The following is a 12,611-nucleotide window of genomic DNA, read 5'->3' as shown; positions in this document are numbered from 1 at the left end:
CCAGCTGCTAAGGCCCGGGCGCCTGCGTGCCGATGGACACCTCGAGCGCGGCGGACGTCGCCGCCGATCGGGTGAACCCGGCTGGTACCAGGGAAGGACGTGGGGATGGCGACCGTGCTGGTCTGCGACGACTCACCGCTCGCGCGGGAGACGCTGCGCCGCTGCGTGGCCACCATCCCCGGCGTGACGCGCGTGCTGGCCGCCGCGAGCGGCGAGGAGGTCATCGCCCGCTGGCCCGTCGAGCGACCCTCCCTCGTGCTCATGGACGTACGCATGCCCGGGATCGGCGGCACCGAGGCCACCCGCCGGCTGATCGCGCTGCACCCCGAGGCCAACGTGCTCATGACCACCGTGGCCGAGGACCTCGACGGCGTCGCCCGGGCGATCACCTCCGGCGCCCGCGGGTACGTCATGAAGGACGCCTCCCGCGAGGAGCTCGCCGCGACCATCGTGCAGTCGCTGTCGGACGTCGCAGGGCGACGTCGCGCCGACGTGGCCGTGGCGCTGCCCGGTGGCGGCGTGCAGCCCGTGCTGACCGAGCGCGAGCTGCAGGTGCTCACCGGCATGAGCCGCGGCCGCTCCAACGCCGAGATCGGCAAGGAGCTGTACCTGTCGGAGGACACCGTCAAGACCCACGCCCGCCGGCTGTTCCGCAAGATGGGCGCGGCCGACCGCGCCCAGGCGGTGGCGGTCGGCTTCCGCTGGGGCCTGGTCCACTGACGGCGGTATCGTCGGCGCGGTCAGGAGCCCGGCGGCTCACGGACGCTCGGGGTGGTGCATGGACGAGGCGCACGAGGTAACACCGGTGGCGCGAGCCGCGATAGCACCGGTGGAGTCCGAAGTCGACCTGAGGGTGCTGGCCGCTCGCGCGGTCGCGGGGGATGCGCGAGCCACCGAGCAGCTCCTGGTCGACGTGCGCCGCCTGGTGCACCGGTACGCGAGGTCACGCCTCGGTCGGTACCGGGGGGCTGAGGACGCCGCCGACGACGCGGCGCAGGAGGTGTGCATCGCCGTGCTGTCCGCGCTCCCGCGTTACCGCGACCAGGGTTCGCCCTTCGAGGCGTTCGTCTACGGCATCGCGTCGCGCAAGGTGGCCGACGTCCAGCGGGCGGCCATGCGCCGTCCGCAGCCGACCGACGACGTGCCGGACGGCGTCGACCCGCGTCCGGGCCCCGAGGACCTCGCGCTGCTGGCCTCGGACGCCGAACGCGCCCGTGCCCTGCTGGCCCAGCTGCCCGAGACCCAGCGCGAGATCCTCACGCTGCGCGTCGCCGCCGGGTGGTCGGCCGACGAGACCGCGCGCGCTCTCGGGATGAGCCCCGGGGCGGTGCGCGTCGCGCAGCACCGAGCCCTGGGCCGGCTGCGCCAGCTGGCCGGTGAGGCGTCATGACACCGCCCCGCTCCCTCGACGCCGTCCGGCGCGACGACGAGCTGCTCGACCGGCTCAGCGCGCGAGCCGACGCAGCGCCCGACCTGCCCGGCGACGACCCGGCGCTGCGGCTGCTCGTCGCGCTGGCGGCGGACGTCGACCGCGACCTTCCGGCCGACGTCGACTCCGTGGCCGTCGAGGCCCTCACCGCGGCCGTCGCGGTGCGCGGCCGGGCGGCCGAGGCTGTGTCCGGCGCCCCCGCGGTGTCGGTGGTGCGCGAGCTGCCCCGCCGTCGCCGCGTCGTGGCCGTGCGCCGGGGCGGTGCCGTCGTCGCCGGTCTCGCGCTGGTGCTCACGAGTGCGGGTGTGGCCGCGGCGGTCACGGGCGACCCCGCTGGCGCCTTCGGCCTGCGCGCGGTCAGCTCGTTCATCGACCAGGTGACCCACCGGCACGCCCCAGACCCCGCCTCAGACCCCGCCTCAGACCCCGCCTCAGACCACGCGCCTGCGCACTCCACAGGCCCCGCCCCGGCTGCGAGCGAGCTGCGGCGGCGCCTGCAGGCCACCGAGCGGCTCGCCGTCGTCGACCCGACGGTCGTGGCGACGCTCGAGGCGCAGGCGCGCCAGCTACCCGAGCAGGGTGGGCCCGAGGTGCAGGCGGCGCTCGCGCGGCTGCGGCAGCGACTGCAGGGCGCCACCAGCTGGCCGGGCTCCTCGGCCGGCGTGGACCAGCCCGGAGGCCAGGGGTCCGGAGGCACCGGCGCCCCCGAGGGCTCCGGCCGCCCCGATTCGTCGCGGCCCACCCACGGGCCCGAGCACTCCGCGACGAGCGTGCCGAGCGCACCCGGCAGCCACGGCAAGGAGTCCAGCCGGCCCACGCACGGGGCCGGCGCGTCGTCCGGTGGCTCGCAGAGCTCGCACGGCAAGGGCTCGCAGCGCGGCGGCTCGACGACCGGCTCGGGCAGCGTCGCGCCGCTGGTGGGTTCCTCGAGCGGCACGGGCCACGGCCAGGGCGGCGGCCAGGGCGGCCAGGGCGGCCAGGGCGGTCACGCAGACCACGGCGAAGGCCAGGGTGGCCACGGCGGCGGCCAGGGCGGGCGCGGCGGGACGGCCGTGCAGCCCGGGTAGGCTGGAGTATCTGCCCCGCTGCGCGAGAGAGGCCTGCATGAGCCACGAAGGCATCGTCGTCCCCGACAAGTTCGCTGCCCTCGGGCTCACGTTCGACGACGTGCTGCTGCTGCCGCAGGAGAGCGACGTCATCCCGTCGGACGCCGACACCTCGACGCGGGTCTCCAAGCGCATCAGCGTGCGCATGCCGCTGATCTCCTCGCCCATGGACACCGTCACCGAGGCGCGCATGGCCATCGCCATGGCCCGCCAGGGTGGGCTCGGTGTGCTGCACCGCAACCTGTCGATCGACGACCAGGCGGGCCAGGTCGACCTCGTCAAGCGGTCCGAAGCGGGCATGGTCACCCACCCCGTGACGACCGGCCCCGACGCGACTCTGGCGCAGGTCGACGCGCTCTGCGGCCGGTACCGCGTCTCCGGTCTGCCGGTGGTCGACGACGACGGCCTGCTGCTGGGCATCGTCACCAACCGCGACCTGCGCTTCGAGAGCGACCTGAGCCGTCGCGTGCGCGACGTCATGACGCCGATGCCGCTGGTCACCGCACCCGTGGGCACCTCACCCGACGACGCCATGGCGTTGCTCGCCCAGCACAAGGTCGAGAAGCTGCCGCTGGTCGACGACGCCGGTCGCCTGCGCGGCCTGATCACCGTGAAGGACTTCGCCAAGTCCGAGAAGTACCCCAACGCCACCAAGGACGACAGCGGCCGGCTGCGGGTGGCGGCGGCCGTCGGGTTCCACGGCGACGCCTGGAAGCGCGCGATGGCGCTGATCGACGCCGGCGCCGACCTCATCGTGGTCGACACCGCCCACGGGCACTCGCGCGGCGTGATCGAGATGGTCGCCCAGCTCAAGTCCGACCCGGTGGCCAAGCACGTCGACGTCATCGGCGGCAGCGTCGCCACCCGGGCGGCCGCTCAGGCGCTCGTGGATGCCGGGGCCGACGGCGTGCGGGTCGGGGTCGGCCCGGGCTCGATCTGCACCACGCGGGTGGTGTCGGGCATCGGCGTCCCGCAGGTGACGGCCATCTACGAGGCGTCGCTGGCCACCAAGCCGGCGGGCGTCCCGCTCATCGGTGACGGCGGCCTGCAGTACTCCGGCGACATCGCCAAGGCCATCGTGGCGGGGGCCGACACCGTGATGCTCGGCTCGCTGCTCGCGGGCGTCGACGAGAGCCCCGGCGCGCTGGTGTTCATCAACGGCAAGCAGTACAAGACCTACCGCGGCATGGGTTCGCTCGGCGCGATGCAGTCGCGCGGCGCCTCGCGGTCGTTCTCCAAGGACCGCTACTTCCAGGCCGACGTGCAGGCCGACGACGAGCTCATCCCCGAGGGCGTCGAGGGCCAGGTGCCCTACCGCGGCCCGCTGCAGAGCGTGGCCTTCCAGCTCGTCGGAGGCCTGCGGCAGTCGATGTGGTACACCGGCTCGCGCACGATCGAGGAGCTGCAGCGCAACGGCCGCTTCATCCGGATCACCGCGGCCGGCCTGAAGGAGTCGCACCCGCACGACATCCAGATGACCGTCGAGGCCCCCAACTACACCGGCCGCTGACCGTGCGCTGAGCGCGGCCATCGCCCGAGTTGCGGTGCGCGGCGGGGGTGCCACGGTGGGAGGCATGAGCGACGAGGAGCTGAAGGGCTACCAGGCCGACGCGACGAAGAACACGGGAGTGCCCTCGGCCACCGTGCCCGGCGCGCCGGTCGAGGTGCACGGCGGTCACCTGAAGGACGACGAGCGGTCCGACGGCACGTACGTCGACGGCAACGTCGACGAGCGCGGGGTCGACGCCACGGGGCCGAGCCAGGCCGAGATCGCCGAGGGCAGCCTCGACGAGGCCGTGGGCACCGACATGTCGCCGCGCACCGACGGTCGCGGCCAGGAGCAGCCGGACGCCGTGCAGCTGGCGGCCGACGCCACCGTGCCGGACGACGAGCACCCCGGCGCGCAGCACTGACCGGTCGCTGGGCGAGGAGTCGAGACGTCCGCTACCTCGCAAGGCCCAGCGCGGCGCGGACGAACGCGTTGGCGAAGGTCCCGGCCGGGTCCCACTCGCGCGCCAGCGCCGCCGCCGCCTCCACCTGCGGGTAGCGCTCGCGCACCTGCTCGAGCGGGGTGACGAACACCTTGCCCCAGTGGGGTCGTGGCTCGAACGGCGTGAGCGCGCGCTCCAGCTCGCCCAGGGCTGCGCGCACCGCCGGAACGTCCGGTACCCAGGTGAAGTGCAGGGCCACGCTGTCGCGGCCGCTCGCCATGCTGAGCCACAGGTCGTCCGCGGCCACGCTGCGCACCTCGGCGATCTGCACCAGCGGCGCGAGCCGGTCCGCCAGGGCCCGCACGACGCTCCAGGCCTCGGCCGCGTGCTCACGCCCGACGAGGAACTCCGACTGCAGCTCCGCGCCGCGGCTGCTCGGCGGGACGTCGAGCCGAAAGTGCGGCAGCCGCAGGTGCCACGGCCCGGGTTCGCCCTGCTGCGTCGTCCCTTCGGGCGGCTGGCCGGGCACCGGATGGTGCTGCGTGGTGGCGAGCCGGCCGCCGTGCCACGTCGGGTCGGGCGCAGGCACGTCGCCGCCGTCCGGGGCCCGGCGCTTGAGCCACGCGCTGCGGAAGCGGGGCGAGCGCAGGTCGCTGAAGAGGCTGACGCTGTAGGCGTCGGCGAGCGCCGCGGTGACGTCGTCGGGACGAAGCGGCACGTCCTCGTAGACGTCCTGCCGCAGCTGGTACGACGGCTCCACGTCGAGCGTGAGGGCGACGACGGGACCGAGCGCTCCCAGGCTCACGACGGCGCCCGGGAAGCCGGCGTCGCCGCGCTGGAGGGTGCGCAGCTCGCCGTCACCCGTGACGACGTCGACGGCGCGCACGGCGGCGGCGAGGCAGCGGTTGGCGTGCCCGGAGCCGTGCGTCCCGGTGGCGCAGGCGCCGGCGACCGAGATGTGCGGCAACGAGCCGAGGTTGGGCAACGCGAAGCCCGCCGCCTCCAGCTGGGGCACCAGCTCGCCGTAGCGCAGGCTGCCGGTGACCCGGGCGGTCGCGGTGGCGGCGTCCACCGTGACGGACGTCGGCAGCGCCTCGAGCGACACGAGCGTGCCGCCGGTGCACACGATGTCGCTGAATGAGTGCCGGGTGCCGACCACCCGCACCGATGGTGAGCGACTCACCACCTCGGCCAGCTCGTCGACGGATGTCGGTCGCTGCACGACGTCTGGCCCGTACGCGACGTTGCCCGCCCAGTTGCGCTCCGTGCCTGTCACCGGGCGAGCCTAGCCAGGACGCCGGCCAGGCGGCCGGCCACCGCACGTCGAGCGCCTCACGGTGGCCGGCGGTGCCGGCTAGCGCGGGCTGCGCCGGCGCACGACCAGCGTCACCACGGCGGCCACGAGGACGATCGCCGCTGAGGCCGCCGACCACTGCGCCTCGCTGATGAGGTGGCCGGCCTGGAGGGCGGTGATGGCGGCGAGTGCCCCGAGGCCGGGGATGGCTCCCAGGAGCCGCGTGCGTCCAACGCCTCGGGCAAGCACGAGCGCCCCCAGACCCGTCGCCGCCGCGCAGCCCACCACGAGCACGGCCGTGAGGGCGACCCCGACCATCAGCAGCTCCAGAGCCACGGGATCGGCCCGCCCACCCAGGGCTTCTTGACGGCGACGGTGGGGACCGCAGCGGCGGCGGCCACCACGGCACGAGCGGGGATCTTCATGGCTTCTGCCCATCTGTCGACTCAGGAGCGCGGTGTCCGCTCCGCGGGCGAGGCTTCCTGACAAGCGACACGTCCGACCATTGCCTCATCGCAACCTCGTATGGGGGTCGGGTCGCTGGCCCGGTGCTGCGGCCCCGGTAGCCTGGCGACGTGAGCGAGATCGAGATCGGCCGCGGCAAGCGCGGGCGCCGCGCGTACTCCTTCGACGACGTCGCGGTGGTGCCGAGCCGGCGCACCCGAGACCCCGAGGAGGTCTCGGTGGCCTGGCAGATCGACGCCTACCGCTTCGACCTGCCGGTGATCTCGGCGCCGATGGACTCGGTGATGTCGCCGGCCACGGCCATCGCGCTGGGCCGGCTCGGCGGCCTGGGCGTGCTCGACCTGGAGGGTCTGTGGACCCGCTACGAGGACCCCGAGCCGCTGCTGGCCGAGATCGCCGCGCTCGACGAGTCGACCGCCACGCGCCGCATGCAGGAGATCTACGCCGCTGAGATCAACCCCGACCTCGTGACCGAGCGGCTGCGCGAGGTGCGCGACTCGGGCGTCACCGTGGCCGGGGCGCTCAGCCCGCAACGCACCCAGCAGCTGTGGAAGACCGTCGTCGACGCCGGCGTCGACCTGTTCGTCATCCGCGGCACCACGGTGAGCGCCGAGCACGTGTCGGGGCACGCCGAGCCGCTCAACCTCAAGCGCTTCATCTACGAGCTGGACGTGCCGGTCATCGTGGGCGGCTGCGCCACCTACACCGCGGCGCTGCACCTCATGCGCACCGGTGCCGCGGGCGTGCTCGTCGGCTTCGGCGGGGGAGCGGCGCACACCACCCGCACGACGCTGGGCGTGCACGTGCCCATGGCGAGCGCGGTGGCCGACGTCGCCGCCGCCCGCCGCGACTACATGGACGAGTCCGGCGGCCGCTACGTGCACGTGATCGCCGACGGCGGCATGGGGCGCTCCGGTGACGTCGTGAAGGCGGTGGCCTGCGGTGCGGACGCCGTGATGCTCGGCGCGGCGCTCGCGCGCGCCGTCGAGGCGCCGGGCCGCGGCTGGCACTGGGGCCCGGAGGCGCACCACCCTCAGCTGCCGCGTGGCGAGCGGGTGTCTGTGGGCACTCTGGGCTCGTTGCAGGAGATCCTCGAGGGCCCGGGACGCTTCGCCGACGGCAAGACCAACCTCGTGGGCGCGCTGCGCCGGGCGATGGCCACCTGCGGCTACAGCGACCTCAAGGAGTTCCAGCGGGTCGAGGTCATCGTCGCGCCGTACACCCCCGCCTGAGTCGCGGCGTTCGCGGGCGCCGGCCCGTGACCTGAGTTACTCGCGGGTAGCCAGGGGGTTGAGCCGCCGCTTACGCTGACGGCATGTCCGACACCATCGCGGACCCCGAGACCGACGCCACGGCCACGTACGCGGTCGACCCGGCGCTCGCTCGGCGTCTCACGCAGCGGATCGTGGCCTCGCCGCGCGCCGAGACCTACGCCCCCGTGGCGCCGGCCACGGGCGCGCCGGTGGCCGTCATCCCGACGTCCACGCCGGACGACGTGCAGGTCGCGGTCGACGCGGCCCGCGCGGCGCAGCGCAGCTGGGCGCGGCGTGACCTCGCCGACCGGGCGCGGCGCTTCCTCGACCTGCACGACCGCGTGCTCGACGCCCAGAGCGACCTGCTCGACCTGATCCAGATCGAGAACGGCAAGGCGCGGGCGCACGCCTTCGAGGAGGTGCTCGACGTCGCGATGGTGGCGCGGCACTACGCGCGCCGGGCGTCGTCGTACCTCAAGCCGCGACGGCGGCAGGGGGCGTTCCCCGTGCTGTCGCAGTCGGTCGAGAGCCACCTGCCCAAGGGCGTCGTCGGCATCATCGCGCCCTGGAACTACCCGCTGACGCTGTCGGTGAGCGACGCGATCCCGGCGCTCATCGCCGGCAACGCCGTCGTGCTCAAGCCGGACTCCCAGACCGTCCTCACCGCGCTGCGGGCGCTCGAGCTGTTCCGCGACGCCGGTGTGCCCGAGGGGCTGGTGCAGGTCGTGGTGGGCGAGGGGCCGGTCGTCGGCGCCGAGCTCGTGCAGCGCACCGACTACGTCTGCTTCACCGGGTCGACCCACACCGGGCGGCTGGTGGCGCGCGAGGCGGCCAGCCGGCTGGTGGGCGCGAGCCTGGAGCTGGGCGGCAAGAACGCCCTCTACGTCGCCGAGGACGCCGACCTCGACCGCGCCGCCGAGGGCGCCGTGCGCGCGTGCTTCGCGAGCACCGGGCAGCTGTGCATCTCGATCGAGCGGCTGCTCGTGCACGAGGAGGTCGCTGACGCCTTCCTCGACCGCTTCCTCGGCCGGGTGCGCGCGCTGCGCCTCGGCCCGGCGATGGACTACAGCGTCGACCTGGGGACGCTCACCTCGCAGCGCCAGCTGGACGCCGTCCGCCGGCACGTCGACGACGCCGTGGCCCGCGGGGCCAAGGTGCTGGCGGGCGGCCGGGCGCGACCGGACCTCGGCCCCTTCTTCTACGAGCCCACGGTGCTCGACGGCGTCACACCGCAGATGACCTGCTACGGCGAGGAGACGTTCGGTCCGGTGGTGTCGGTGCGCCGGGTCAGCGGCGACGACGAGGCCGTGCGCCTCGCGAACGAGGGCGAGTACGGCCTCAACGCGAGCATCTGGACCCGCGACGTCGCGCGCGGCCGCCGCATCGCGGCCCGGCTCTACGCCGGCACGGTGAACGTCAACGAGGCGTACGCCGCGGCCTGGGCGAGCGTGGGCGCTCCCATGGGGGGCATGCGGGCGAGCGGTCTGGGGCGCCGGCACGGCGCTGAGGGCATCGTGAAGTACACCGAGTCGCAGAACGTCACAGTCCAGCGGCTGCTCGGCTTCGGGCCACCGCTCGGTCTCGGCTACGAGCGGTGGGCGCAGGTGCTCACGGTGCTCGTGCGGCTGCTCAAGCGCGTGGGGGTGCGGTGAGGCACCCGGTCGAGGAGCGCCTCGACCACGACGTCGACCAAGACGTCGTCGTCATCGGCTCCGGCTTCGGCGGGTCGGTGTCCGCACTGCGCCTGGCCGAGAAGGGGTACGACGTCCTCGTGCTCGAGGCCGGACGCCGGTTCGCCGACGACGAGCTGGCCAAGACCTCCTGGGACCTGCGCCGCTTCCTGTGGGCGCCGCGCCTGGGCTGCTTCGGCGTCCAGCGCATCCACCGCCTGCCGGACGTCGTCCTGCTGGCCGGTGCGGGCGTGGGCGGCGGTTCACTCAACTACGCCAACACCCTCTACGTGCCGCCGAAGCCCTTCTTCGACGACCCGCAGTGGGCCGCGATCACCGACTGGGCCGACGAGCTGACGCCGCACTACGACCAGGCGACGCGCATGCTCGGCGTGGTCACGAACCCGTGCGAGGGGCCCGTCGAGGAGGTCATGCGCGCGGTGGCCGACGAGATGGGCGTCGGTCACACGTTCGCCAAGACGCCGGTGGGCGTGTTCTTCGGCGAGCCCGGGCGCCGCGTGCCCGACCCGTACTTCGGGGGAGCGGGCCCCGACCGCACCGGCTGCACGCAGTGCGGCAACTGCATGGTCGGCTGCCGGGTCGGCGCCAAGAACACGCTGGTGAAGAACTACCTGGCGCTCGCGGAGGGGCTGGGAGTGCGCGTCGAGCCGCTGCGCACGGTGGTCGACGTCCGCCCGCTCGACCCGGCGGACCCGGCGGCGGGCTGGGCCGTCACCACCGAGCGCACCGGCGCGTGGGCGCGCAAGGACCGTCGCACCACGACGGCGCGCGACGTCGTCCTCGCCGCAGGCACGTGGGGCACCCAGCGCCTGCTGCACCGGATGCGCGCCGAGGGCGTGCTGCCGAGGCTGTCGAGCCGGCTCGGTGTGCTGACCCGTACCAACTCCGAGGCGCTGCTGGGTGCGATGACGCACCACGTGCCCGAGATCGACCTGACGCGCGGCGTCGCGATCACGTCGTCGTTCTTCCCGCAGCCGGACACCCACGTCGAGAACTGCCGGTACGGCAAGGGATCCAACGCGATGGGGCTGCTCGCGACGATCCTCGTCGACGGTGGCGGCAGGGTGCCGCGGTGGGTGAAGTTCCTGGGGCGGGCGGTGCGCCACCCGGAGGTGTTCGCGCGGTCGCTGTCGGCCCGCAGCTTCAGCGAGCGCACGATCATCGGCCTGGTCATGCAGACCGTCGACAACTCCATCACGGTGTCGCCGCGCCGCCACCGGTTGCTCGGCCGGCTCGGGTTCTCGCGCGTCGGCCTGACGTCGGGCCAGGGGCACGGCAATCCCAACCCCACGTGGATCCCCGCGGGCCACGACGCCGTGCGGCGCCTGGCGCGCCGGCTCGAGGAGCGCACCGGGCAGCGGGCCGAGGCGGGCGGTGCGCTGGGCGACCTCGGCAACGTGCCGATGACCGCGCACTTCCTCGGCGGGTGCGTCATCAGCGACTCGCCCGACCGCGGAGTCGTCGACGCCTATCACCGGGTGCACGGCTACCCCGGGCTGCACGTCGTCGACGGGTCCACGATCTCGGCGAACCTCGGCGTCAACCCCTCGCTCACCATCACGGCGCAGGCCGAGCGCGCGATGTCGCTGTGGCCCAACCGGGGCGACGCCGACCCGCGCCCGGCCCCGGGTGCGCCGTACGAGCGCGTGGCCGCCGTCCCACCGCGGACGCCGGCCGTGCCCGCCTCAGCGCCGGGAGCGTTGCGTTGGGCGAGCGCACCGGCCGCTCAGCAGTGAACATGGTGGGGTGAACGCGAACCGCTGGACGCCGTCCGACCTGCCCGACCTCACCGGCCGCACTGCCCTCGTCACCGGGGCCAACAGCGGTATCGGCTTGCAGACCGTCGTCGAGCTGGCGCGGCGCGGTGCGCACGTGCTGCTGGCCTGCCGCGACGCGGTGCGGGGCGACGAGGCGCTGGGCCAGGTGCGGGTGCAGGTGCCGGGTGCGAAGGCGGACCTCTTCGAGCTCGACCTCGCCGACCTGTCGTCGGTGCGCCAGTGCGCGGCGCACGTGCTCGCGACCTACCCGGTGGTCGACATCCTCGTCAACAACGCCGGCGTGATGGCGCCGCGCCGTCGCCGGGTGAGCGCTGACGGGCACGAGCTGCAGATCGCCACGAACCACCTCGGTCACTTCGCGTTCACCGGCGAGCTGATGCCCGCGCTCGGCGCGGCGCGGGTCGTCACGGTGTCGAGCAACGCGCACCGCATGGGGCGCATCGACTTCGACGACCTCGACAGCGAGCGGTCGTACCGGCCGTGGGCGGCGTACGGGCAGAGCAAGCTGGCGAACCTGCTGTTCGCCATGCAGCTGCAGCGGCTGGTCGACGAGGCCGGGCTGTCGCTCGTGAGCGTGGCCGCCCACCCCGGGTACGCCGCCACCGAGCTGATGCGCAACGGTCCGCTCGGCAAGGGGCTGCTCGGCGCGGTGGTCGACCGCGTCTCGCGGCTCGTCGCCCAGCCGGCCGAGAGGGGGTCGTGGCCCTCGCTCTACGCGGCCGCGATGCCGGACGTCGTCGGCGCGGAGTACTTCGGGCCGGATGCCTGGGGTGGCTGGCGCGGGCACCCCGCTCGGACGTCGGCCGCGCAGCCCGCGTACGACGCCGACCTGGCGGCCGCGCTGTGGCAGCGCTCGCAGGAGATCACCGGAGTGCACTACGACTTCGGTGCGGCACGCGCGCGGCTGGACGAGAGGTAGGAGCTGTGGCCCGAGCGACCTGGAACGGTCTGACCATCGCCGAGAGCGACGACACGGTCGTCGTCGAGGGCAACCACTACTTTCCACGGTCGGCGCTGCGCGACGACGTCGTGCGCCAGAGCGACACTCACACCGTGTGCCCGTGGAAGGGCACGGCGTCGTACTACTCGCTCGAGCACGACGGCGCGGTGAGCAAGGACGCGGTCTGGTACTACCCGGAGCCCAAGCAGGCTGCAGCCGAGATCGCGGACCGGGTGGCGTTCTGGAAGGACGTCGTCGTCGAGGGGTAGCGCGGGGCGTTATCCACAAGTTGTCACAGCAACGGTCGTTGTCCACAGACCCATTGCGGGACAGCGCGGCTGTCGGTGGTGGTGCGTAGGTTTGTCGCATGACGAATCGGGCGGACGGCGGCGGCGCACTCGCGCTGGACGTCGTGCTGTCCGACCTCGACGACGCCCTGGACCGCCTGTCCGCGCTGCCGTTGTGGCAGCTGCCCAACCCGGCGTTGAAGACCGTGGCGGCCGCGCTGGACCGGGCTCGGCGCCGCAGCGAGGGCCAGACCCTGCGCGTGCTAGGTGAAGTCGACGGTCGCGGGATCCCCGGGCAGGACGGCACCCGGACGGCCGGTGCGTGGCTGCGTTCGGTGGTGGCGGACCTCAAGCCGGGGCAGGCCGCCGGGCTGGGCAAGCGCGCCGAGCGCCTCTACCGGTCCGCTCTGTCGGTCGAGCTGGCCCCGACACGGGCC

Annotated in this window: 12 protein-coding genes and 1 pseudogene; 11 read left to right on the top strand and 2 right to left on the bottom strand. The window is 74.1% G+C overall.

Features of this window, described 5'->3' with window-relative positions:
* Window positions 1-105: 105 nt before the first annotated feature.
* From ASD06_RS08020 to ASD06_RS08000, 5 genes are all read left to right on the top strand, one after another.
* Window positions 106-720 (top strand): response regulator transcription factor, encoded by a 615-nt coding sequence (locus tag ASD06_RS08020; protein WP_056675435.1) that lies wholly within the window; start codon window positions 106-108, stop codon window positions 718-720.
* 58 nt (window positions 721-778) lie between these two features.
* Window positions 779-1,390 carry an RNA polymerase sigma factor ShbA gene (gene shbA, locus ASD06_RS08015; protein ID WP_056675434.1) on the top strand — a complete coding sequence of 204 codons (612 nt, stop codon included), beginning with the start codon at window positions 779-781 and terminating at the stop codon, window positions 1,388-1,390.
* Complete coding sequence (locus ASD06_RS08010) at window positions 1,387-2,496, top strand: hypothetical protein (protein ID WP_056675431.1); 1,110 nt, start codon at window positions 1,387-1,389, stop codon at window positions 2,494-2,496. The genes shbA and ASD06_RS08010 overlap by 4 nt, the downstream gene beginning before the upstream one ends.
* A 37-nt stretch (window positions 2,497-2,533) precedes the next feature.
* Entirely contained in the window at window positions 2,534-4,045 is a 1,512-nt protein-coding gene (gene guaB / locus ASD06_RS08005; RefSeq protein ID WP_056675427.1) for an IMP dehydrogenase, read from the top strand.
* Between the two features lie 64 nt (window positions 4,046-4,109).
* Window positions 4,110-4,448, top strand: coding sequence for a hypothetical protein (locus ASD06_RS08000; RefSeq protein WP_056675424.1), 339 nt, complete (start codon window positions 4,110-4,112; stop codon window positions 4,446-4,448).
* 31 nt (window positions 4,449-4,479) lie between these two features.
* Here ASD06_RS08000 and ASD06_RS07995 read toward each other — a convergent pair whose 3' ends face one another.
* Both ASD06_RS07995 and ASD06_RS07990 read right to left on the bottom strand, forming a co-directional pair.
* Complete coding sequence (locus ASD06_RS07995; RefSeq protein WP_056675422.1) at window positions 4,480-5,742, bottom strand: FAD-binding protein; 1,263 nt, start codon at window positions 5,740-5,742, stop codon at window positions 4,480-4,482.
* A 78-nt stretch (window positions 5,743-5,820) separates the two neighbouring features.
* Entirely contained in the window at window positions 5,821-6,096 is a 276-nt protein-coding gene (locus tag ASD06_RS07990) for a hypothetical protein (protein WP_157371591.1), read from the bottom strand.
* Between the two features lie 239 nt (window positions 6,097-6,335).
* On the opposite strand from ASD06_RS07990, the gene ASD06_RS07985 reads away from it, so the two are divergent.
* The 6 genes and pseudogenes from ASD06_RS07985 to ASD06_RS19140 all read left to right on the top strand — a co-directional run.
* Window positions 6,336-7,457: a GuaB3 family IMP dehydrogenase-related protein gene (locus tag ASD06_RS07985; RefSeq protein ID WP_056675416.1), complete on the top strand. Its 1,122-nt coding sequence runs from the start codon at window positions 6,336-6,338 to the stop codon at window positions 7,455-7,457.
* Between the two features lie 83 nt (window positions 7,458-7,540).
* Window positions 7,541-9,130, top strand: a complete 1,590-nt coding sequence (locus tag ASD06_RS07980; RefSeq protein WP_056675412.1) for a succinic semialdehyde dehydrogenase — start codon at window positions 7,541-7,543, stop codon at window positions 9,128-9,130.
* A complete protein-coding gene (locus tag ASD06_RS07975) occupies window positions 9,127-10,905 on the top strand; it encodes an FAD-dependent oxidoreductase (protein ID WP_056675409.1) in 1,779 nt (592 codons plus the stop codon). The genes ASD06_RS07980 and ASD06_RS07975 overlap by 4 nt, the downstream gene beginning before the upstream one ends.
* Window positions 10,906-10,915: 10 nt before the next feature.
* Window positions 10,916-11,866 carry an oxidoreductase gene (locus ASD06_RS07970; protein WP_056675407.1) on the top strand — a complete coding sequence of 317 codons (951 nt, stop codon included), beginning with the start codon at window positions 10,916-10,918 and terminating at the stop codon, window positions 11,864-11,866.
* 5 nt (window positions 11,867-11,871) lie between these two features.
* Window positions 11,872-12,156 carry a DUF427 domain-containing protein gene (locus ASD06_RS07965; protein WP_056675404.1) on the top strand — a complete coding sequence of 95 codons (285 nt, stop codon included), beginning with the start codon at window positions 11,872-11,874 and terminating at the stop codon, window positions 12,154-12,156.
* 98 nt (window positions 12,157-12,254) lie between these two features.
* Window positions 12,255-12,611 (top strand): annotated as a pseudogene (locus tag ASD06_RS19140) (hypothetical protein); the annotation flags it as partial.

It is taken from the genome of Angustibacter sp. Root456, assembly GCF_001426435.1.
GTDB lineage: Bacteria > Actinomycetota > Actinomycetes > Actinomycetales > Angustibacteraceae > Angustibacter.
The sequence above is the reverse complement of the archived record's forward strand: the minus strand, read 5'-3'. Positions and strand labels throughout refer to the sequence as shown.

Excerpts from the sequence above, each read along its gene's own strand:
- shbA (WP_056675434.1), top strand. The coding sequence starts at position 779 with ATGGACGAGGCGCACGAGGTAACACCGGTGGCGCGAGCCGCGATAGCA.
- ASD06_RS08000 (WP_056675424.1), top strand. The coding sequence starts at position 4,110 with ATGAGCGACGAGGAGCTGAAGGGCTACCAGGCCGACGCGACGAAGAAC.
- guaB (WP_056675427.1), top strand. The coding sequence starts at position 2,534 with ATGAGCCACGAAGGCATCGTCGTCCCCGACAAGTTCGCTGCCCTCGGG.
- ASD06_RS08010 (WP_056675431.1), top strand. The coding sequence starts at position 1,387 with ATGACACCGCCCCGCTCCCTCGACGCCGTCCGGCGCGACGACGAGCTG.
- ASD06_RS08020 (WP_056675435.1), top strand. The coding sequence starts at position 106 with ATGGCGACCGTGCTGGTCTGCGACGACTCACCGCTCGCGCGGGAGACG.
- ASD06_RS07980 (WP_056675412.1), top strand. The coding sequence starts at position 7,541 with ATGTCCGACACCATCGCGGACCCCGAGACCGACGCCACGGCCACGTAC.